Below are 21,279 nucleotides of genomic sequence, written 5' to 3' on the forward strand. Positions count from 1 at the left end.
GTTCGCCGTGATGCTCGTGGCGGCCGGCCTGCTGGTCGTTCCGCTGTCAGGCGCCGCGAAAGTCCGCGTGACCGCCTATTTCGCGAACACCAACGGCCTGTACGTCGGCGACGAGATCCGGATCCTCGGCATCCCCGTCGGGGAGGTCACCGCGATCGACGCAGAGCCGCAACGGGTGCGGGTCAGCTTCTGGTTCGACGGCAGTCACCCGGTGCCTGCGGACGCCAAGGCGGTGATCCTGTCCCCGACCCTCGTCACCGCAAGGGCGATCCAGCTGACCCCGGCCTACACCGGGGGCGCCGCGCTACCGGACCACGCCGTGATCCCGCAGGCACGCACCGCCGTGCCCGTCGAGTGGGACGACATCCGCGAGCAGCTGGCCGAGCTCACCGCGACGCTGCAGCCCACCGAACCCGGCGGCGTCAGCACGCTGGGACAGTTCGTCACCACCCTCGCCGACAACGTGCGCGGGGAGGGACCCACCATCCGCGACACCGTCCTCGAGCTCTCCGCAGCGGTGTCCGTGCTCGGCGACCACAGCGGCGACGTGTTCTCCTCCGTGCGTTCGCTGTCCGCGCTCGTCGACGGCCTGAGCTCGAGTGCGGAACTGCTGATGCAACTCAACCGCAATCTCGCCTCGGTGACCGCGCTGCTCGCCGACGACCCCGACGAGGTGGGCCGCGCGCTGGCCGACCTCAACACCGCGGCCGCCGACGTGCGCGACTTCGTCGGCGGGAACCGCGAGGCGCTCGGCGTCACCGCCGACCGCCTGGCGTCGGTGTCCACCGCGATCGTCGACAGCCTCGACGACGTCGAGCAGACGCTGCACATCTCACCCAACACCGCGGCCAATTTCGCCAACGTCTACCAACCGGCCCAGGGCGGCATCAGCGCCGCGCTGGCGCTCAACAACTTCTCCAACACCGTCGGATTCCTCTGTGGCGCAGTGCAGGCCGCGTCGCGGATGGGCGCCGAGCAGTCGGCCAAGCTCTGCGTGCAGTACCTGGCGCCCATCATCAAGAACCGCCAGTACAACTTCCTGCCGATCGGGCTCAACCCCTTCGTGGGCGGCACCGCGCGGCCCAACGAGATCACCTACAGCGACGACCGGTTGCGTCCGGGCGCCGGCCCGCCTGCCGCCCCGCCACCCGGGGAGCAGGCACCAGTCCCGCACGGTGCGCCGTATCCCGCGGAGGCACCGGTGCCCACCGACCCGCAGGCGGGGCTGCCCGGGATGATGACACCACCGGGCGGCGGCTCATGACGCCGCGTCGCAGCGGCCGGCCGGCGGCCGTGTCGTCGATCCTGCTTGTCGTCGCCGTCCTCGCCGGCGGCTGCGGATGGCGGGGGGTCAACTCGCTGCCGCTGCCCGGCACGGGTGGCGGCGGACCCGGCGCGTACCAGGTGACGGCCCAGCTGCCCGATGTGACCAATCTGCAACGCAATTCGCGGGTCCGGCTCGGCGACGTCACGGTGGGCAACGTCGTCGACATCCAGCGCCAGGGCTGGCACGCGCTGATCACGATGCGCCTCGACGGGTCGGTGGACCTCCCCGCGAACGCCACCGCCAAAATCGGCCAGACCAGTCTGCTCGGCTCATTGCACGTCGAGCTCGGTCCGCCGGTCGACGCTCCGCCGCAGGGCAGACTCCGGGACGGCTCACTCATCCCCATCGGCGCGACGGGCAGCTACCCCACCACCGAACAGACGCTCGGCACGCTCTCCCTGCTGCTCAACGGCGGCGGTCTCGGCCAGCTGCAGGAGATCACCACCGCGTTCACCGGCGCACTGTCGGGGCGGGAACAGGACGTGCGCGACTTCCTGGGACAGATCGACCGCTTCGTCGCGACCCTCGACCGCCAGGCCGACGACATCGTCGCGGCGTCGGAGAGCCTGAACCGACTGGTGGCGCAGTTCGCGGCAGGCAAGCCGGTGGTCGACCGCGCGCTGGCCACCATCCCGGAGGCGCTGCGGCTGCTCGCCGATCGCAGCGGTCAACTCACCGATGTGCTCGAGCGGCTCGGCGAGTTCAGCGCGCTGGCAGCGGATTCGGTCGATCAGACCAAGACGGCGCTGGTGGCCGAACTCCACGCGCTCGGCCCGGTACTCACCTCACTCGGCGACACCGGACCCGCGCTGACCCGTGCCCTCGGCGTGCTCCTCACCTTCCCGTGGCCCAAGGACACCCTCGAGAACTGGATGCGCGGCGACTACGCGAACAGCACGTTCATCGTCGACCTGACGCTCAGCCGCCTCGACTCGGCGCTGTTCACCGGCACCCGGTTCGAGGGCGCGCTCACCGAGCTCGAGATGCAGTGGGGCCGGACCATCGGCCAGAAGCCCAGCCCGTACACCCACGGCAATCCGCTCATCGCGCCGTACCGCACCGACCAGGGCCCCTGATGGTGCTGTCCCGCAAGATCATCGTCCAGCTCGTCGTGTTCGGCGTGGTGTCGCTCACCGCCGCCACCGTGATGATCGTCGGCTACATGCAGCTGCCCAGCCGGTTCCTCGGCATCGGCCAGTACACGGTGACCGTGCAGCTGCCCGAGTCCGGTGGCCTCTACCCGAACGCCAACGTGACCTACCGCGGGACACAGGTGGGCCGCGTCGAGTCGCTCGACCTCACCGACGCCGGCGTCGAGGCGACGCTGTCCCTCGACCGCGCCGTCCCGGTGCCCGCGAGCAGCCGCGCCGAGGTGCACAGCGTCTCCGCCGCCGGCGAGCAGTACGTCGCGTTGATCCCCGACGGCGCGGACTCACCGGCGCTGGCCGACGGGGACACCGTGACCAGCGACCGCACCAGCGTCCCGGTCCCCATCAACACGCTGCTCGACGACACCAACCGCGGACTGCAGGCCATCCCCCGCGACGACCTCGAGACCGCGATCAACGAGACCGCCCACGGCATAGGCGGACTGGGACCGCAGCTGTCGCGGATCACCGACGGCGTGATCCGGCTGTCCACCGACGCCCGGGCGAATCTCGACGCGCTCACCCTCCTCGTCGACCGGTCCGCGCCCGTGCTGGACACCCAGACCGCCACCGCGTCCGAGATCAGCGCATGGGCCGCGCACACCGCCACCGTCCTCGACCAGGTCAGGGACCGCGATGACGCGCTCCAGCAGCTGCTGCCCAACGGCGCCGCGGCGACGGCGAACCTGCAGCAACTCCTCGACCGGTTCCGCCCGACGATCCCGCTGATCCTGTCCAACATGGTCAGCGTCGGCCAGGTCGCGCTGGACTACCACGCGAACATCGAACAGCTGCTGGTGCTGCTGCCCCAGACGCTGTCGATCGCCCAGGCCGGAATCGTGCCGAACAAGGATGTGCCCGCGCCGGCCACCGGCGCGCCGTACCTGAACTTCAACCTGAACTTCAACGTGCCGCCGCAGTGCACCACGGGATTCCTTCCGGCGCAGCAGCAACGGGTGCCCAGCCTGCAGGACTACCCGGACCGGCCGAGGGGGGACCTGTACTGCCGCGTGCCGCAGGATTCTCCGTTCAGTGTCCGCGGGGCCCGCAACATCCCCTGCGCCACCGTCCCGGGGAAACGGGCGCCCACGGTCAAGCTGTGCGAGAGCGACGAGGACTACGTGCCGCTCAACGACGGCTTCAACTGGAAGGGCGACCCGAACGCGACGTCGTCCGGCCAGGCCGTCCCGCAGCTGCCTCCGGGTGAGGACGCCGGCCCGCCGGCCCCCGCCGCGCCACCCGCCCCGGTCCCGCCGGTCGCCGGGTACGACACCGCAACAGGCACTTACGTGGGGCCGGACGGCCGGCTGCACACCCGCACGGATCTCGCCGAGGATGCGAAGGAGAAGACATGGCAGTCGATGCTGACCCCGCCGACGCGGTGACGCAGAAGGTGCGCCCGCAACCGGCGGCGCTACCGATCGTCCTGACCGTGGTGGCGCTGACGGCGGTGACCGGCTGGCTCGGCTACCGCGTCGTCGAAGACCACCGGCACGCCCAGCATCGCGAGTCGCTCCTCGCGGCGGCCAGGGAGGGCGCGGTGAGTTTGACGACGATCCGGCACCAGCAGGTGGAAGCCGACGTGCGGCGCGTGCTCGACGCGGCGACCGGCGACTTCCGCGCCGACTTCGAGCAGCGCTCGCCGGCCTTCATCGACATCGTGAAACAGGTCCAGTCCGACTCTCAGGGATCGGTCACCGAATCGGCCGTCGAGGCGCAGGAGGGCGGTGCCGCGCGGATTCTGGTCACCGTGGCGGTCAACACGACGACCCGCGACGGCGGGCCCGCGGAGCCGAGGAACTGGCGGATGCGCCTCGACGTGAAGGACACCGACGACGGCCCGAAGGTCGCCGATGTGGAGTTCGTCCCATGAGCTGTGACATCGAAGAAGCCGCACCCGCCGTCAACGACGCCGAAGCGGCTGAGGCAGAAAACATTCAGCCGTCCGGACGCCGCTGGCGCGGGGTAATCCTCGTCGTGGTGCTGCCCGTCGTCGCACTGTTGCTCGCCGTCGGCGGCGGCTATCTGAAGTGGATCGACTCGACGAACCGCGCGGCCGAGCACGCGCGGCAGGAGGCGGTCAGCGCGGCGTCCGACTCCACGGTGGCGATGCTGTCCTACCGCGCCGCCACCGCCGAGAGCGAGCTGATGGCCGCCGAAAGCCGCCTGACGGGGGCGTTCCGGGAGTCCTACCGGTCACTGATCCGCGACGTCGTGATCCCCGGTGCGGTGCAGCAGAACATCGCTGCCGCCGCCGAAGTGGTTGCGGCAGCCCCTGTCTCGGCCACGGCAGACCGGGCGGTGGTCGTCGTGTTCGTGAACCAGAAGGTGACGGTCGCCGACGACCCGCCCACCGACACCACCTCGAGTGTGCGGGTGACGCTCGACAAGGTCGGCGACCGGTGGCTGATCTCCGAGTTCGAGCCGATCTAGCCGTGCGGTGGGTGATCGCGGCGACGCTGGTCGCCACCGCGGTGCTGACCGCAGCCCCGGCGACCGGCGATGCGACGGCGTACCTCGTCAACGTCACCGTGCGGCCGGGCTACCACTTCGCCGACGCGCAGCAGGCGCTGGCGTACGGGTACGGCATCTGTGGCCGCGTCGAGGCGGGCGTCGGTTACCCGGACCTCGTCGCGGCGATCCAGCGCGACTACTCGACCAACGACCACTTCCACGCCGGCTACCTCATCTCCCAGGCGGTCAACGAGTTGTGCCCGGCGCAGATCTGGGCGTTGCGGCGATCCGCCGCAGGCACCGGACCGTGGCCGTGAGGGCGAGGCTGCTGTCGCGTGCCCTCGCCGTCACGACCTGTGCCGCAACGGTAGTGACGATCGGCGTGCCGCAGGCCGTCGCCGACCCGCGGGTCGACGACGGCGTCGTGACGAACCTGACGGTGGTGCGGCGCCAAGCCGGATGCGACCCCCGGATCTTCGTCGATCCCGCGCTGGAACGGGCAGCGCAGTGGCACGCCGCCGATCTGCTGACCCACCGCACCCTCACCGGCGACATCGGATCCGACGGATCCACACCGCTGCAGCGCGCGCACGCCGCCGGCTACCCCGGCCGGGTCGCCGAGACGGTGGCGGTGCACCCCGCGCTGGCCATCAGTGACCTGGAGCTGATCCGGCTGTGGCATGCGGATGCCGGCCGTCTCGCCGTCATGCGCGACTGCGCGTTCACCTCGATCGGTGTCCGGTCGGCGCACAGCCTCGACCGCACCGTCGTCGTCGCCGTGTACGGCGCCCCGCAGCCCGAGTGACGCGCTACTCGGCGATCCGCCCGGCGTCGTCGGCGCGGCCGTGGTCGCGACGCTGCCGCAGCGCGGCGAGGCGTCCGGACAGTTGGGCGTCCCACACCCGCTCACCGGTGGCGAACGCGGTGAGTTCGGCCCGGTTCAGCGTCGCCCGACCGCCGGAGACGTCGCCGCGCGCGGCCTGCACGTCGGCCAGCAGCGCGTAGTACAGCGGTAGGAAGATGCGTGTCCCGTCACGGGAGTGGGTGGCGATCGCGTCGCGCATCTCCTCGGCGGTGTCCTCGCCGGCAGGCCCCAGCGCACGGGCCCAGCCGCCGATGATCCGCGCCGTCCCCGCCAGCTGATCGAAGCCCCACCCGGTGAGCCGCTCGACCGTCGACTCGGCCTGCTCGGCGAGCCAGGCGTGGCTGCCGCGGATCGCGTCGACCTGCAGCTGCGAGGTGAGCAGGATCGCCGCCCCGAAGGTGTCGTTGCGGCCCTCGGCGAGTTCGAGCCCGGTCGCCACGAGTGCTCGTGCCCGCTCCGGTTCACCGCGCAGTGCGTGCGCCCACGCCGCGACGCCGTAGCCGCGGACGTCGAAGGTCGCCATGTGACCGTGGCGGCGCCAGTCCACCGCCGGCAGTTCGTGTAGCAGCGTCTCGATGCGGTCGAGGCAGCCGTCGACGTCGCCCGCCGCGAAATCGGTCAGACCCCGCAGGTAGTACCCGGCCGATCCGGCGACCGCGTCACCGGTGTCGGAGAACAGCTCGATCAGCCCGTCGGCCATCACCGCGCCCTCGCGGTACCGGCCCGCCCCGCAGGCCTCCAGGCAGCGCAGCGCCCGCTCGACGGCCACATGCCCGATCTGCGAACCGATCTCGTGGGACCGCCGCAACGCCGCGGACACCTCGGCCGAGGTCTGACCCGTCACCACCGCCTCGGCCGACGCCAGCTGCAGCCACAGGTCGGCCTCCTGCCGCAGCCGGTCCGGACCGTCGGGCAGCCGCCCGCACACCTGAAGGCCGCGCCGGCTCAGCTCGGCCACCTCCCGGTAGGCCGACCGGCTCCATGCCGTGGTGGCGGCCCGCGCCAGCAGTGTCAGCGCGGCTTCAGCGTCCAGCCGGACCCCCGCCCGCCAGGCGTGGTCGGCTCCCGCGACGGCGTCCTCGTCGAGTGCGCCTGCGTCGGTGAGCAGCACCCGGGAGATGTCGGCGTGCAGCCGGCTGCGGTCGCCGGGGTCGAGGCGGCCGATGACGGCGTCCCGGACGATGCCGTGGCTGAAGCGGTAGCGGCCGGGCTGCTCCGGCACCACCACACCGGCGCTGACCGCCGCCGCCAGCCGGTCCTCCACGACGTCCGGCGCGACGCCGAGCACCGCGCCGACGCGGGTCGACGACACCTCGAGGCCGAGCACCGCCGCGGCGCTCAGTGCGCTCGCGGTGTCCGGTGGCAGCGCGGCCATCCGGCCTGCGATGACGCCGGTGACGGCGGGCGGGACGCCGTCGTCGGACAGCGCCGCGGTCACCCCGTCGAGCTGGCGGCGCTCCATCAGCAGCCGGGTGAGTTCGGTGAGGTACAACGGGTTTCCGCCGGTCCGCGCGACCAGCTGGTCGGCCACCGCGCCGGTGGGCGCAACGCCGCTCAGATGCTCGACGAGCTCGGCGGTGCGTTCGGCGTCGAGGCCGTGCAGCCACACCGAGCGAAGGTCGGCCCCGGCGAGCAGCCGCGACAGCTCGAGGCCCGGTCGTGCGGGGTCGCCGTGCTGCCACGTGGCGAGCACCAGCAGCGGTAGCCGGGGGAGTGCGCCGGTGAGTACCGCGAGCGTGTCGCGGCTCAGCGGGTCGGCGAGGTGGACGTCGTCGAGGACCACGACGGTCGGCTCCCGCACCAGGGCGGCGACGGCGGCGGCCATCGCCTCGGCCATCCGGCGGTCGCCGTCGGCGGGCGGCGCGGCCTGATGGACCGGGGCGCCGGTGCGTCCGGCGAGCTCGCGCAGCACCTGGTTCCACGTCCATGACGGCGACAGGTCGGCCGCCGCCCGGTGCCCGATCCAGATCGTCGCCGCCCCCGAACTCTCCGCAGTGCGGGCGATCTCGGCGGCCAGAGCGGTCTTGCCGATGCCGCTCTCGCCGACGATCAGCGTGGCGCTGCCGTGCCCGTCGGCCGCCGCGGCCAGCTCGTCGCCCAGCCGGCGCACGTCGTGCCCGCGCCCCACCAGCGGGCGCTTCCGCGACCGGACGGCGGCCCTGCGGGTCGACGTCGCCGGACCGGGAGTGAGATGGGCCGCCTCCGAACGGATGTCGTGTGCGAGCCGCTCGACGGCAGCACCCGGCGCGACACCGAGTTCGCGGTCGAACACCGTGCGCATCCGGTCGTAGGCGCGCAGCGCGTCACCCCGCCTGCCTGCCCGGTGGAGGGCGAGCATGAGCTGGCCCCAGAGCCGTTCCCGCAGTGGATGACCGGTGACCTCGGCGCTGATGTCGGCGACCAGACCGGCATCCCGCCCGAGCATCAGTCGTGCGTCGAACACCGCCTCGACACAGTCCAGGCGCACCACCTCCAGCCGGTGCACCTCGTCGACCGCGAAGGACAGGTCACGAAAGTCGCTGAGCGGCTCGCCGCGCCAGAGGCCGAGCGCCCGGGACAGGTGCGGCAGCGCCGCCGCGGGGTCGCCGTCGGCGAGCAGGCGGCGGCCGCGGTCGGTGTCGGCCTCGAAGGAGTGGCAGTCGAGGGTGTCGTCGCCCAGTCGCAGCCGGTAGCCGTGTCCCTCGGTGACCAGGCGTTCGGGCGCTCTGCCGTCGCCGAGCGCCCGGCGCAGGTTCGCGACATAGGCGCGCAGAGAGCTCACCGGCTTCTGCGGTGGATCGCCGTCCCACACCTTGTCGATCAGCACGTCGATGTCGACCAGCGCGTCGGCGGAGACCAGCAGCACCGCGAGCACCGCCCGCTGGCGCAGTCCGCCGAGCTCGATGCGGCCGCCGTCGGCCGTCACCGACAGCGGACCCAGCAGTGAGTACTGCACACCGGCTCCGTTCGCACACACCTGGCGGAGCGGTTTGCTCCAGCGCTGAGTTTCTCACCCCCGGCCACGGATCGGGTGGCGTTGTGGGACCGGCCGTCACCGACTCTCGAGCAACTCCTGCCCCAGGTATTCGCCCTCGGCGACACCCGGCAGCACGGCGAAGGTGGCCGATCCGACGGTGGTGGTCCACTCGTTGAGGGCATCCGCCTCGGCGAGACGCCGCTGCACCGGCACGAACTGGGTCGCCGGATCGCGCTGGTAGGCGGCGAACAGCAGCCCGCTGTCGGTGGTGCGGCCGGCCGCGGGCGGGTCGTCGTAGTTGTAGGGCCGGCGCAGGAACTGTTCCCCGTCGTTCCGGTGGCGGGCAAGCGCGACGTGGCTGTTCGGCGGGATCACCGGGATGCCGCCCGCCGTCGCGGCGAGGTCGGGCTCGTCGGTCTCGTGTTCGCCGGTCAGCGGGGCGCCGGTGTCGAGCCGCCTGCCCACCACCAGTTCCTTGCTGGCGCGGTCCAGCTCGTCCCAGGTGTCCATCTCGGCGCGCACCCGGCGCAGCACCAGGACGGTGCCGCCGGCAAACCAGCGGCGCGCCTCGCCGTCGTCCCACACCAACCGGTCGAACGCCGCGTCGTCGTGCAGGTTCGCGGTGCCGTCGAGTTGGCCCATCAGGTTGCGCATCGTCGCGCCCGAGGGGTCGGCGCCGTGGGCGTTGCGGAACCCGCGCTGCCGCCACCGCTGGGTCGTCATGGTCCGCACGTTCTTCAACAGCACCCGGCTGGCGTGCGAGACGGCGACGGGGTCGTCGGCGCAGATCTGCAGCAGCAGATCGCCACCGCAGAATCGGGGGTCCAGCCAGTCGGTGCGGAAGGCCGGCGGTTCGGCGGCCGTCGGTGGCCGCATCCCGGCCAGGCCGGTGCGGTCGAACGCGGTGGGCCCGAGTCCGACGGTGACGGTGAGCCGGGCCGGGCGCTGCGCCAGTTCGGGTTCGGTGTCGGCCAGCGCGGGCCGGCCCTGGGTGAGCCGGGCGGCGTCGGCTGTCCACAGCCGCAGCACGGCGGCCAGGGCGTCGCGGGCGCTGCGCGACCCGTCGCTGCGCAGGTCGAGTGCCAGGAACAGCGCGTGCGCCTGCGGGGCGGTGCTGACACCGGCCTGGTGGGGCCCGAAGAACGGCTCCACTGAGCTTCCGAATCCCGTTGCCGGGGTGGCAGACTGAGCGGCGCTGCACTGGGTGAGCGCGGCACCGGCGGCCAGCGCGGCGGCACCCCCGGTGAGGAGGTGCCGCCGGTTGACCGCGAACCGCTCAGTCATGGTGGTGTGGCGATGCCGCCGGGTGGTACTCCTCGTCGGCGCCGGGGAAGTCGCGCACCTGCGCGGTGACCGGCAGCGCGGAGCCGTCGTCGAAGAACACGGTCAGCGCGACGTCGACGCCGGGCTGCATCGGCTCCCTGAGGTCCATCAGCATCAGATGGTCACCGCCCGGGGCCAGTTGGTGGCTGCCGCCCGCGGGCACGGCGATGCCACCGGCTTTCGGCCGCATCGACTTTCCGTCGCCGTCGGCCACCACCTCGTGCACCTCCACCCGGCCGGCGGCGGGCGACTCGCCGCCGACGATGCGGGCGTCGTGATGGCCGGTGTTGGTGAGGTTGCCGAACACCCCGACCATCCCGGTGTCGGACGCGCTCACCCACTGCTCGGTGAATGTGACCGTGGCCGCCATCGACTCGTCGTGGTGGCCGTCCTGCGACGTGCACCCACTCAGCAGCAGGCCCGCCACCACGCCGCAGGCCAGTGCCCTACGCATCGGCGGCCGCCTTGCGTCGCTTGACCGCACCGACCAGGAGATCGGCGACCAAAAAGGCGGCGAGGCTGAGCCCGAACAGCGGCAGGAACCAGCCGACCGCGACCGCCGCGACGACGAGTGCGGTGGTCGCGGCGGGCGGCAGATTCCGCAGCGTCCCGCGCAACGGCGGCCGGCCCGCCGCCCACGCCGAACCGCGGGTGGGCCTGCGCTGCCACCACATCAGGTAGCCCCGCACGATGACGGTGATCAGTCCGACGGCCACCAGGGCGAGCGCGATCTGGTTGGCCAGACCGAACAGCACGCCCATGTGCGCGTCGATGGCCCAGTCCTTGAGCTTTGCCAGGAACGGCCAGTCGGCCTGGTTCACCCGGTCGACGACGGCGCCGCTGCCCGGGTCGACGGCGATCGCGTCGGCCCGCGTCGGCCAGTCCCGCTTGTTCTCCGCGGCCTGCCACGCCTCACCGGCTTCGGCGGGCGGCGACAGCCACATCGGGCCCTGCAGCCCGGCCTGCTCGGCGGCACGCAACACCACGTCGGCGCCGCTGCTGTCGGTGGCCGTCGCGCCGCCATGGGCGCCGTGGTGGTGGTTCCCGGCGGTGGTGTCCGGGCCAGGTGCGGCGGTCAGCGCGGTGTCGACGGCGGGCGCCGAGGAGTTCAGCCTGTCCTGGATGAGGTCGACCGACTCGCCGCCGTAGCGCGACCAGGTGATGCCGGTGATCGACAGGCCGAGCAGCGCGACCACCACCCACACCCCGACGGCGCCGTGCCAGGACATGGTCCGGCGGCGGTCCTTCTTGTCGCGGTCCGGCGTGGCCAGCCGGCGCAGCTTGCGGGTGTCGCGGCGGTGCAGGACCCACAGCGCCAGCCCGGCCAGCGAGATCACCCACAGCCAGCTCGCCGCGAGCTCGCTGTAGTTGCGTCCGACGGCGTCGAGGTGCAGGTTGCGGTGCAGTTCGTCGAACCACGCGCGCGTCGGCAACCACTGGCCGTAGGTGGTCAGCGCACCGCGCACCTCGCCGGAGTAGGGGTCGACGAACACGGTGCGCGCATAGTCGGGCGGTACGTCGTCGACGGCGAGCCGCACCCACGTGGTCTCGTCCGGGGCGGCCGGCGGCCGGATGCTCGCGACGGTGCCCTCCGGATGCGCGGCGCGCGCGGCGGCGAGCTGGTCGGACAGCGGCAGGCGTTGGTCGCCGACCTGCGCGACGGTCAGCTCGTGGCGGTGCACCATCGTGTCGATCTGGGGGATGAGCGCGTAGAGCAGGCCGGTGACGGCGGCGATCAGGATGAACGGGCCGACGAACACGCCTGCGTAGAAGTGCAGGCGCAGCAGCAGCGGGCGCAGGCCACGCAACCGCTGCCTGGCCGGCGTAGATGGTGGGGCGGGTGGGTTGTGGACGTCGTCCTCGGGAGTGGTGGTCATGACAGGTGTGAGCCTTCTGGCTGGGGCGGCGCGGCACGCGGACTGGCGCCGCCGACGTGATGCCGCTCGTGCGGCGGTCAGCAGGTACGGGAAGACGCCGCGTCAATGCGACGGCGGCGACGAAGGCGAATGGTGGCCGTCAGGCGGCCGGCAGGAGACCCGCGGGCGGCGCCCGCATGCCGAGCCCCGAAGGCGGCAGGACCGGCTGCACCACAACGACATTGGTCGCCCAGCGGCGCACCGTCGGGACGGGGCCGGTGGCGGCCGTGGCGAACAGGCGCAACCAGCGCAGCACCGAAGTGGCGACCACGTAGGCGTATTCGACCGCGGAGATCGCGATGCCGAGCACCACCGCGGCTGCCAGGTGGGCCGTGAGCATGGCCGGGGTGAGGCCGAGCCCGCCGGCGTGGTGGTGGCCGCCGGCCATCACCAGGTGGCCGAGCAGCTGGGCGACGGCCAGCGCGGCGATCACCGCTGCAGGGCGGGCGCGGCGCCCGGTGAGGTGCACGCCGCCGATCGCGCCGCCGACGGTGAGGCAGACCAGCGCGGCGACGACCAGTGCGGAGCCCCTCGGCAGTCCGCCGCCCGCGGCGGCGTGCGCGCCTGCGGTGACGACGGTGGAGCAGACACCGACCAGCCCGCCGCGCATCCAGCGCGCTCGGGAGACCGGTGTGCTCACCCGCCGAACGTTACCGCCACCACTACTACAACACCTAGTAGTGGTGCGCGGCCAGGACCGTCTCGCCGAACTCACGGACCGTGTCCGGCGCGGCGAAGTCGGCGAACCACACGTAGAAGCGCTGCGCGCCCTGCTCGGCCAGCGTGCCGAAGTGGTCGGTGAGTTCAGCGGCGTCGCCGCACACCAGCCCGGAGCCCAGGTGCCCCCAGCGCCGCCGGCTCTTCTCGATGACGGCGTCCCGGTCGGCGTCGCGGCCGACGAAGCCGACCATCTGCTGCACCGACGCGCGCGCGGCGCCGATCTGCGGCAGCAGTTCCGGCAGCCGGTGCACGTAGCCGGCGGGCAGGTTCCACCAGTCCGCGTGCTCACGGACCAGGCCGAGCATCCGTGGCCCGACGCCGCCGAGCAGCAGCGGGATCGGGGCGCTCGGGACGGGCTGCTGGTCCCCGGCCCAGTACCGCTTCAGGTCGGCCAGCGTCTGCGCCAGCGCGGCCACCCGCTCGCGTCCGGTGGCGGTGCCGAACCCGAACCGCGCCAACTCGTCGGGCATCGACCCGGAGCCCAGGCCGAGCTCGAACCGGCCGCCGGAGGCCTCGGCCAACGTGACCGCCTCCTTGGCCAGCGTCGCCGCGTGCCGGAACGGGTCGCACAGCACCAGGTGCCCGACCCGCAGGCGCTCGGTGCGGGCCGCCACCCAGGTCGCGGTGATCATCGCCTCCCAGATCGGGCTGTCGGGCGCCATCGGGGTCTCGAGGTGGTCGAGCATCGCGATGCCGGTGAAGCCGCTCGCCTCGGCGACCCGGGCCCGCATGACGATGTCGTCGATGCCCTGCCTGCTCTGCGGTAGGTACAGCCACCATTCCGGCATGTTCGCTCCTTCTCGACCGCCCCGAGGGTAACGTCATTCTCGTAACTGGATAAGGCGTTCTCGGATCGGGAGGTGGGCGCGGTGGCGGGACGTTGTGCCGGCATGGTCGCGTTGGTGACCGGCAGCAGCAGGGGCCTCGGCAGCGCGATCGCCCAGCGGCTGGCCGCCGAGGGCGCCGTGGTCGCGCTCACCGCCCGCACGGCCGAACCGGACCCCAAGTACTCCGGCTCGCTGGTCGAGACGCTCGAGAAGATCACCACCGCAGGCGGATCGGCGATCGCGGTCGCCGCCGACCTGTCGGACCCCGAGGACCGCGAGCGGATGTTCGCCGAGGTCGTCGACCGCGTCGGCGCGCCGGACATCCTGGTGAACAACGCAGCGGTGACGTTCCTCCGCCCGCTCGACACGTTCCCCGAGCGGCGGGTGCGGCTGATGATGGAGATGCACCTGTTCGCCCCGCTGCACCTGACCCAGCTGGCCATCCCCGCCATGCGTGAGCGCGGCCGCGGCTGGGTGCTCAACCTGACGTCGGTCGGCGGTGACCTGCCCGACGGGCCGCCGTTCTCGGAGTTCGACCGCAGCGCGGGGTTCGGGATCTACGGCACCGCGAAGGCGGCGCTGAACCGGCTGACCATGAGCCTGGCCGCCGAACTGCACGCCGACGGCATCGCCGTCAACGCCGCCGCCCCCACCAACCCCGTCGCCACCGAGGGCGCCGGGGCGCTGGACCTGGCCAAGGTGGACACCGAGGACATCTCGCTGATCACCGAGACCGCACTGGCGCTGTGCACCGGTGACCCCGCCACGCTGACCGGCCGGATCGCCCGCACCCAGCCGTTCCTGCGGGAGATCGGGGCACTGTCCTGACCCTGCCCCACGGGCTCGCCGACCGGCTGGCCCCGCGCGGCGTCTCCGGTCTGCGGCCGCTGGCGGGCGGTGCGTCCAGCCTCACGTTCGCCGGTGACCTCGACGGCCGCCGCGTGGTGGTCAAGGTGGCGCCGCCGGGCGTGCCGCCGACCGCCCACCGCGACGTGCTCCGGCAGGCCGGCATCATCAGGGCGCTCGCTCCGACCGCCGTGCCGGTGCCCGAGGTGCTGCTGGAGGACGCGGGCGATCCGCCCGAGGTGCCGCCGCTGTTCGTGATGAGCCGCCTGGCCGGTGAGAGCTTCGAACCGCTCTTCGACGCGCCCGGTGGGACGGCGGACGATATTGTGGCGCAACGGTTCCGGGATGCGGCCCGGGTGCTGGCGTCGCTGCACCGGCTGGCGCCCGCGGATCTCGGGGCCGACGGTGAACCGGTGGTCGGCGCCGCGGCGGAGATCGACCGCTGGTGTGCGACGCTGCAGACGGTGGACCGGTCACTGGCGCCGGACTGGCCGGACACGGCGGAGGCACTGCGCTCCGGGGTGCCCGCACCGATGGGTCCGGGCATCGTGCACGGCGACTTCCGGCTGGGCAATCTGCTTGCCGTCGACGGTTCGGTGACCGGGGTGATCGACTGGGAGATCTGGTCGGTCGGCGATCCGCGCATCGATCTGGGCTGGTTCCTGGTCAACGCCGACCCGGCCACCTACTCCCGGCCGTCACCTCACGTCGGCGCGGTGCCGTCGCGCGACGAGCTGCTCGAGCGATACGGCGCGGTGGCCGACGCCTCGTGGTTCATGGCGCTCGCCTGCTTCAAGTCGGCGGCGACGTGGGGCCTCATCGTCAAGCACAATCGCAGGCGCACCACGCCGCGACCGGAGCTCGAGGCGATGGCACCGGTACTGCCGGGACTGCTGGCACGGGCGCGGACGCTGCTGGCGTGACGGTCAGCCGCGGGGGACTCCGGCGAGCCGGTCGGCGAACTTGGCCTCGGCGGCGTCGCGCCGCCGGAGCAGGTGCTCGGACGGGAACACGTCGGGCGAGGGCTGGACGTCGCGCAGCAGCTGCCGCGCCAGCGTCACCTTGTGCACCTCGGTGGGCCCGTCGGCCAGCCCCAGCACGAACGACTCGGTCATGTACTGCACGAACGGCATCTCGTGCGAGGTGCCCAGCGACCCGTGGATCTGCAGCGCCCGCGCCGACACGTCGTGCAGCACCTTCTGCATCATCGCCTTGACCGCCGAGATGTCGGCCCGCACCGCCTTGTAGTCGTTGTACTTGTCGATCTTCCAGGCGGTCTGCAGCGTCAGCAGGCGGTAGGCCTCGATCTCCATCCACGAATCGGCGATCATCTCCTGCACCATCTGCTTGTTCGCCAGCACTTCGCCCTGGGTGTGCCGCGACACCGCGCGTTCGGTGATCATGTCGAAGATGCGCCGCACCAGCCCGACGGTGCGCATCGCGTGATGGATGCGGCCGCCGCCGAGCCGGGTCTGGGCGACCACGAACGCACCGCCCCGTGGACCCAGCATGTGATCGGCGGGCACCCGGACGTTCTCGTACCGCACGTAGCCTTCCCGGCCGCCGCCGCCCAGCGGCTGGTACCCGAGGCCGACGTCGCGCAGCACGTTGATGCCCGGCGTGTCACCCGGCACGACGAACATCGAATAGCGCTGATACGGCGGGGCATCCGGGTCCGTCATCGCCATGACGATGATGAAGGACGCCATCGACGCGAACGACGAATACCACTTCTCGCCGTTGATCACCCAGTGGTCGCCGTCCTCGATCGCGGTGGTGGTGAACACCTTCGGGTCGGCGCCGCCCTGCGGCTCGGTCATCGAGAAGCAGGAGATGATGCGGTTGTCGAGCAGCGGTTCGAGATAGCGCGCCTTGAGCTCCGGCGTGCCGTAGTGCGCCAGGATCTCGCTGTTGCCGGAATCGGGTGCCTGCGAACCGAAGACGATGGGCGCGCACTCCGAGCGGCCGAGGATCTCGTTGAGCAGCGCGAGCTTGACCTGGCCGTGGCCCGGCCCGCCGAGGTGCGGTCCGAGGTGGGTGGCCCACAGCCCGCGCTCCTTGACGATCTGCTGCAGCGGTGGGATCAGCGCCTGGCGCACCGGGTCGTTGAGGTCGTGCGACTCCTTGACGACGTAGTCGATCGGTTCGCACTCCGACCGCACGAAGTCCTCGACCCACTCGAGCTCGGCAGCCCACTCCGGGTCGGCGCAGAAATCCCATGCCACGCGATGTCCTTCCGTCGAACTGTGGTTACGACCACTTCTGTCTGCGTGCCGCCGCGTCGTCGGTGGCGTGGGTGAGCACCTGGTTGCGGTTCTCGAGTTCGAGCGCCGCGTGCAGATCACCGGCATCGGTGTTGACGTGCAGTGCGCGCTTGGTCAGCTGCACGCCAAGCGGCGACAGGCCTGCGACGGCCGCGCCGAGGTCGAGCGCACGGTCGAGCAGTGCGTCGGGTTCGACGAGCTGGCTGATCAGGCCGCGGCGGTCGGCTTCCTCGGCCGTGACGGTGCGGCCGGTCAGCATCCAGTCGGCGGCGACGCTTGTGCCGACGATGCGCGGCAGGTGGTAGCTCATCCCCATCTCGGCGCCGGACAGCCCGAGCAGGATCGCGGCGTTGCCGAATGTCGCTGTGGTGGAGGCGATCCGGATGTCGGACGCCAGGCACAGTGCCAGGCCCGCGCCGACGCAGGGGCCGTTCACCGCGGCGATCACCGGCTGGGGGAGGTCGCGCACCGCGGTCGGCAGCGCCGCCATCGACTCCTGGAAGCGCAACCGGTCGATGGCCGGGTCGTCGGCGGTGACGGTGCCCGGACCGAAGTCGCGGACGTCGATACCGGAGCAGAAGCCGCGGCCGCTGCCCGTCAGCACGACGGCGTGCACGGTGGTGTCGGTGGCGAGCGCGGCGAGCGTCTGCAGCAGTTCGTCGCGCATCACGCCGTTGACGGCGTTCAGCCGCGCGGGCCGGTTCAACCGGAGCAGCGCCACACCCGGGCGGGGCACGTCGAGGGCGAGCGTTGTGGTGATGAGCACTCCGAGGGAAGACGGATTCGCGGTCAAGGAGAATCGTATTCTCTGCGCGGCGTGCGGTGCAACGGCGTGGTGCCGGGTGCGCTCGACGAGTTACTCAGTACGGCTGATCAGGCGGTGGTGTCGCGCGCGCCGAGCCGGAGGTGCTCGATGTGGTAGACCGCCTCGTCGAGCAACTGGGCGACGTGGTTGTCGTAGAGCCGGTAGACGATGTTGCGGCCGTTGCGGTCGCCGGCCACCAAGGCCAGCGCCCGCAGCAGCCGCAGCTGGTGCGACACGGCCGGCTGCTCCATGTCCACGGCCGCGGACAGCTCGGTCACCGTGCACGGCGACTGGCGCAGCCGGGTGAGAATGCGCAGCCGGTTGGGGGAGGCCAGGGCCTGCAGCGTCTCGGCGATCATGGCGGCCGACGACGCGTCGAGTGCGGCCGGTGGTGCCGACCGGCCCTCCACGCCATGACCCATGCGTTCATTGAAACACGGGTCCACCCGGACAGATGACACATGTAGACCTGTACATGTATACATCTAGACGTGATGACGACTGCAGAAGCCGCCGCACCCATCCGCAGCGAGCCACCGGCCGGCTGGCGCGCCGCCTGCTGGTCGGTCGCCTCTGTGCGCTGGGCAACGGTCGCGCTCGGTCTGTTCGCCGCCGGCGCGGTCGCCCAGCTCGCCGGCCTGCCTGACGCCGTGTGGTGGACGCTCTACCTGGCCTGCTACGTCACCGGCGGTTGGGCCCCGGCGCTCCAGGGCCTGCAGGCGCTGCGGGAGCGGCGCCTCGACGTCGACCTGCTGATGATCGTCGCGGCGATCGGCGCTGCCGCCATCGGGCAGATCTTCGACGGCGCCCTGCTGATCGTCATCTTCGCCACGTCCGGGGCGCTGGAGGACGTCGCGACCGGACGCACCAGGGACTCGGTGCGCAGCCTGCTCGACCTGGCACCCGAACGCGCGGTGCGCGTCGGTCACGGCGGCACCGAGACGGTGGTGGCGGCGGCCGATCTCGCCGTCGGCGACGAGGTCGTGGTCCGGCCGGGGGAGCGGATCTCGGCCGACGGGACGGTGACCGAGGGCGCGTCCGACGTCGACCAGGCGTCGATCACCGGTGAGCCGATGCCGGTCACCAGGGCGCCCGGCGACGAGGTGTACGCGGGCACCCTCAACGGGCCGGGCGCACTGCGGATCCGGGTCAGCAGAGAACCGTCGCAGACCGTGGTGGCCCGCATCGTGGCGATGGTCGCCGAGGCCTCGGCCACCAAGGCGCACACCCAGCGGTTCATCGAGAAGGTCGAACAGCGCTACTCGGTCGCGGTGGTGGTCGCGACCACCGCGTTGTTCGCCGTGCCGCTGCTGGCCGGCGCCGATCTGCAGTCCACCCTGCTGCGCGCGATGACGTTCATGATCGTGGCGTCGCCGTGCGCGATCGTGCTGGCCACCATGCCGCCACTGCTCTCGGCGATCGCCAACGCGGGCAGGCACGGCGTGCTGGTCAAATCGGCGGTCGCGATGGAGCGGCTCGCCGACACCACCGTGGTGGCGTTCGACAAGACCGGGACGCTGACCCACGGGACACCGACGCTCACCGAGGTGACGGCGCTGGACGGCCGCGGCGCCGACGACCTGCTGCGGTGCGCCGCGGCCGCAGAGCAGTACAGCGAGCATCCGATCGGTCGGGCGATCTTCGCCGAGGCCCGCCGCCGCGGTCTGACCATTCCCCGGGCACACGGCTTCCGGGCGCTGCCGGGCCGCGGGGTGAGCGCCGAGGTCGACGGACGCCGGATCGCCGTGCTGGCGGGCGCGGAGTTCGGCGACATCGCGCACGTGGTCGAGCTCGAACGCACCGGCGCGACCGTCGTGGTGCTCACCGTCGACGACCGGGCGGTCGGCGTGCTCGGCCTCACCGACCGGATGCGCCCCGACGCCGCGCGTGCGGTCGCGTCGATCCGGGACCTGACCGACGGCGATCCCGTCGTGCTGACCGGTGACCACCGCGCCGCCGCGGAGCACCTCGCCGACGCGGCAGGCATAGCCGACGTCCGCGCCGGACTGCTGCCCGCCGACAAGGTCGACGCGGTACGCGCGCTGCAGGCCGGCGGCCGGCGCGTGCTGCTGGTCGGCGACGGGATCAACGACGCACCGGCGATGGCCGCCGCGCACACCTCGATCGCCATGGGCCGCAGCGGCGCCGACCTCAGCATCGAGACCGCCGACGCCGTCACCGTCCGCGACGACCTCAGCGCCATCCCCGCCGTCGTCGGCCTGGCCAAACGGGCGCGGCGGGTCGTCGTGGCGAACCTCGTCGTCGCGGCCACGGTCATCGTCGCGCTGGTGACCTGGGACCTCGTCGGCCACCTCCCGCTGCCGCTCGGCGTCGCGGGTCACGAGGGGTCGACGATCCTGGTCGCGCTGAACGGGCTGCGGCTGCTGTCGAACAGGGCGTGGCGCAGCGCGGCCAACTGCTGAGTCCTACTCCCGCTTGCCGTTTCCCGGCTTCTTGTTGCCCTCGCCCTTCTTGCCCGGCTTCTTCGGCTCGGGCGCGGGCGCGGGCGCCTGGATCACCGGAGCCACGGTGGGCGTGGTCGGCGAGGGCTTCGGGGGCGGGACGGTGGTGCTGGTGCTGATCGGCTGGGGTGTGGGGTTGGTCGAGAACGGATCCATCGCCAGGGCCAGCGCCGCCACGGCCAGCGCGGTGACCACCGCCGCGGCAGCGGCGATCGTTCGGGTCCGCCCGGTCAGGCGGCGCCGCGGTGTAGGCCGTGCGGGCGGTGGGGCCGCGGCCGGGTGGTATCCCGTCGGGGGCAACGGATGGTCGAGCACCATGGTGGCCGGCCGTGGGGGAGGCGCGGCGGGCGCGAGGCCGGCGAACAGCGCCGTGCGGTCGCCGGCCAGCGCCGCCCGCATCTGGTCGGCGGAGGCGAAGCGCTGCATGGGTTCGCGGGTCATCGCCCGGTCGATGACACCCGCGAGCACCGGGTGGAGGTCCGGCCGCAGCACGCTCAACGGCGGCGGGGGATCGTCCATGATGGCGCGCGCCAGAGCGATGGGCGTGTCCTGGGGAAAGGCGGCCCTGCCCAGCAACGCCTCGTAACCCATCACACCGACCGCGTACAGATCGTCGGCCACAGAGGCCGGCGCCCCACCCACCCGCTCGGGACTCAGGTAGGCCATCGTGCCGATGATCTGCCCGGTCGCGGTGAGCGCGGCGCCCGCGGTCTTGGCGATCCCGAAGTCGGCGACCTTCACGCTGCGGCCGTCGGAGGCCAGCAGGATGTTGCCCGGTTTGATGTCGCGGTGCAGCATCCCCGCGTCGTGCGCGGTCGCGAGGGCGGCGAGGACCTCGTCGAGGAGCGCGTGTACCTGATGGGGAGGCAGCGGGCCCGCGGCGATGAGATCGCCCAGCGTCCGCCCCGGGAGGCGTTCCATCACGATGTAGGGCGTTCCGTCGTGGTCGCCGAAGTCGTGTACCGCAACGATGTTGGGGTGCGTCAGCGATGCCGCTGCCCTGGCCTCGTGTTCGAAGCGGCCGCGGACATCGGCCTGCGCCTTGAGGGCGGGGTGCATCAGCTTGATGGCCACCGCGCGGTCGAGGCGCAGGTCCCAACCGTCGCGGACCTCGGCCATCCCGCCGGAGCCCAGCAGCGCGCCGACCCGGTAGCGTCCGCCGAGCAGTTCCTGGCCGTTCGTCTCCATGGCGTTGTCCTCCCGTCAGCCGGCGCCGTTCTCAGCGGCGAGGACGAATCTTCAGTGCCATCCCTCGGGCCGGTGGCCCTACCCGGATTCCCGGTAGGGGGTACCCACAGGACCCGCATTTCACGAATCGGTGTTCGCCGGTCCGGCGGCGACCTGACGCCTGACGACCTGACGCGGG

At 72.3% G+C, this 21,279-nt stretch carries 20 protein-coding genes; 10 read left to right on the plus strand and 10 right to left on the minus strand.

All coding sequences use genetic code 11. The features are described from left to right. The first annotated feature begins 10 nt into the window (after window positions 1-10). The 7 genes from H7I41_RS06675 to H7I41_RS06705 are packed head-to-tail and all read left to right on the plus strand — an operon-like array spanning window position 11 to window position 5,734. Window positions 11-1,264, plus strand: a complete 1,254-nt coding sequence (locus H7I41_RS06675) for an MCE family protein (protein WP_264011812.1) — start codon at window positions 11-13, stop codon at window positions 1,262-1,264. After that, a complete protein-coding gene (locus H7I41_RS06680) occupies window positions 1,261-2,403 on the plus strand; it encodes an MCE family protein (protein ID WP_264011786.1) in 1,143 nt (380 codons plus the stop codon). The genes H7I41_RS06675 and H7I41_RS06680 overlap by 4 nt, the downstream gene beginning before the upstream one ends. Beyond that, window positions 2,403-3,860, plus strand: coding sequence for an MCE family protein (locus H7I41_RS06685; protein WP_264011787.1), 1,458 nt, complete (start codon window positions 2,403-2,405; stop codon window positions 3,858-3,860). The genes H7I41_RS06680 and H7I41_RS06685 overlap by 1 nt, the downstream gene beginning before the upstream one ends. Continuing rightward, entirely contained in the window at window positions 3,827-4,348 is a 522-nt protein-coding gene (locus tag H7I41_RS06690; protein WP_264011788.1) for an Rv1363c family protein, read from the plus strand. The genes H7I41_RS06685 and H7I41_RS06690 overlap by 34 nt, the downstream gene beginning before the upstream one ends. Then, the gene (locus H7I41_RS06695) at window positions 4,345-4,908 is read left to right on the plus strand and encodes a hypothetical protein (RefSeq protein ID WP_264011789.1); all 564 of its coding nucleotides are present in this window, start codon (window positions 4,345-4,347) and stop codon (window positions 4,906-4,908) included. Before H7I41_RS06690 ends, H7I41_RS06695 begins: the two co-directional genes overlap by 4 nt. A gap of 2 nt (window positions 4,909-4,910) precedes the next feature. Further along, window positions 4,911-5,246 carry a DUF732 domain-containing protein gene (locus H7I41_RS06700; RefSeq protein ID WP_308214589.1) on the plus strand — a complete coding sequence of 112 codons (336 nt, stop codon included), beginning with the start codon at window positions 4,911-4,913 and terminating at the stop codon, window positions 5,244-5,246. Continuing rightward, the gene (locus tag H7I41_RS06705) at window positions 5,237-5,734 is read left to right on the plus strand and encodes a CAP domain-containing protein (protein ID WP_264011790.1); all 498 of its coding nucleotides are present in this window, start codon (window positions 5,237-5,239) and stop codon (window positions 5,732-5,734) included. Before H7I41_RS06700 ends, H7I41_RS06705 begins: the two co-directional genes overlap by 10 nt. Before the next feature lie 4 nt (window positions 5,735-5,738). Here H7I41_RS06705 and H7I41_RS06710 read toward each other — a convergent pair whose 3' ends face one another. From H7I41_RS06710 to H7I41_RS06735, 6 genes are all read right to left on the minus strand, one after another. Next, window positions 5,739-8,729: an ATP-binding protein gene (locus H7I41_RS06710; protein ID WP_264011791.1), complete on the minus strand. Its 2,991-nt coding sequence runs from the start codon at window positions 8,727-8,729 to the stop codon at window positions 5,739-5,741. Window positions 8,730-8,825: 96 nt separating this feature from the next. Then, window positions 8,826-10,034 carry a Dyp-type peroxidase gene (locus H7I41_RS06715; protein ID WP_264011792.1) on the minus strand — a complete coding sequence of 403 codons (1,209 nt, stop codon included), beginning with the start codon at window positions 10,032-10,034 and terminating at the stop codon, window positions 8,826-8,828. Next, complete coding sequence (locus H7I41_RS06720) at window positions 10,027-10,527, minus strand: copper chaperone PCu(A)C (RefSeq protein WP_264011793.1); 501 nt, start codon at window positions 10,525-10,527, stop codon at window positions 10,027-10,029. The genes H7I41_RS06715 and H7I41_RS06720 overlap by 8 nt, the downstream gene beginning before the upstream one ends. Beyond that, window positions 10,520-11,950 (minus strand): PepSY-associated TM helix domain-containing protein, encoded by a 1,431-nt coding sequence (locus H7I41_RS06725; RefSeq protein WP_264011794.1) that lies wholly within the window; start codon window positions 11,948-11,950, stop codon window positions 10,520-10,522. The genes H7I41_RS06720 and H7I41_RS06725 overlap by 8 nt, the downstream gene beginning before the upstream one ends. A 139-nt stretch (window positions 11,951-12,089) precedes the next feature. Next, entirely contained in the window at window positions 12,090-12,629 is a 540-nt protein-coding gene (locus H7I41_RS06730) for a hypothetical protein (RefSeq protein WP_264011795.1), read from the minus strand. A 34-nt stretch (window positions 12,630-12,663) separates the two neighbouring features. After that, on the minus strand, window positions 12,664-13,497 hold the full coding sequence (locus tag H7I41_RS06735) for an LLM class flavin-dependent oxidoreductase (RefSeq protein WP_264011796.1): 834 nt from the start codon (window positions 13,495-13,497) through the stop codon (window positions 12,664-12,666). A 102-nt stretch (window positions 13,498-13,599) separates the two neighbouring features. Between H7I41_RS06735 and H7I41_RS06740 the strand changes: the two genes are divergently transcribed. Together H7I41_RS06740 and H7I41_RS06745 are read left to right on the plus strand one after the other, a co-directional pair. Further along, the gene (locus tag H7I41_RS06740; protein WP_276008415.1) at window positions 13,600-14,364 is read left to right on the plus strand and encodes an SDR family NAD(P)-dependent oxidoreductase; all 765 of its coding nucleotides are present in this window, start codon (window positions 13,600-13,602) and stop codon (window positions 14,362-14,364) included. After that, window positions 14,361-15,305, plus strand: coding sequence for a phosphotransferase family protein (locus H7I41_RS06745; protein ID WP_264011814.1), 945 nt, complete (start codon window positions 14,361-14,363; stop codon window positions 15,303-15,305). The genes H7I41_RS06740 and H7I41_RS06745 overlap by 4 nt, the downstream gene beginning before the upstream one ends. A gap of 3 nt (window positions 15,306-15,308) precedes the next feature. Here H7I41_RS06745 and H7I41_RS06750 read toward each other — a convergent pair whose 3' ends face one another. From H7I41_RS06750 to H7I41_RS06760, 3 genes are all read right to left on the minus strand, one after another. Continuing rightward, on the minus strand, window positions 15,309-16,607 hold the full coding sequence (locus H7I41_RS06750) for an acyl-CoA dehydrogenase family protein (protein ID WP_264011798.1): 1,299 nt from the start codon (window positions 16,605-16,607) through the stop codon (window positions 15,309-15,311). Between the two features lie 25 nt (window positions 16,608-16,632). Then, a complete protein-coding gene (locus H7I41_RS06755; RefSeq protein ID WP_264011799.1) occupies window positions 16,633-17,412 on the minus strand; it encodes an enoyl-CoA hydratase/isomerase family protein in 780 nt (259 codons plus the stop codon). A 107-nt stretch (window positions 17,413-17,519) separates the two neighbouring features. Then, on the minus strand, window positions 17,520-17,873 hold the full coding sequence (locus H7I41_RS06760; protein ID WP_264011800.1) for an ArsR/SmtB family transcription factor: 354 nt from the start codon (window positions 17,871-17,873) through the stop codon (window positions 17,520-17,522). A 72-nt stretch (window positions 17,874-17,945) separates the two neighbouring features. Here H7I41_RS06760 and H7I41_RS06765 point away from each other — a divergent pair, with 72 nt between their 5' ends. Beyond that, entirely contained in the window at window positions 17,946-19,874 is a 1,929-nt protein-coding gene (locus tag H7I41_RS06765) for a heavy metal translocating P-type ATPase (RefSeq protein WP_264011801.1), read from the plus strand. 3 nt (window positions 19,875-19,877) lie between these two features. On the opposite strand, the gene H7I41_RS06770 is transcribed toward H7I41_RS06765, so the two are convergent. Continuing rightward, window positions 19,878-21,101 carry a serine/threonine-protein kinase gene (locus tag H7I41_RS06770; RefSeq protein WP_264011802.1) on the minus strand — a complete coding sequence of 408 codons (1,224 nt, stop codon included), beginning with the start codon at window positions 21,099-21,101 and terminating at the stop codon, window positions 19,878-19,880. Window positions 21,102-21,279: the final 178 nt, after the last annotated feature.

This window comes from [Mycobacterium] manitobense (assembly GCF_025821665.1).
In the GTDB taxonomy this organism is placed as follows: domain Bacteria; phylum Actinomycetota; class Actinomycetes; order Mycobacteriales; family Mycobacteriaceae; genus Mycobacterium; species Mycobacterium arseniciresistens.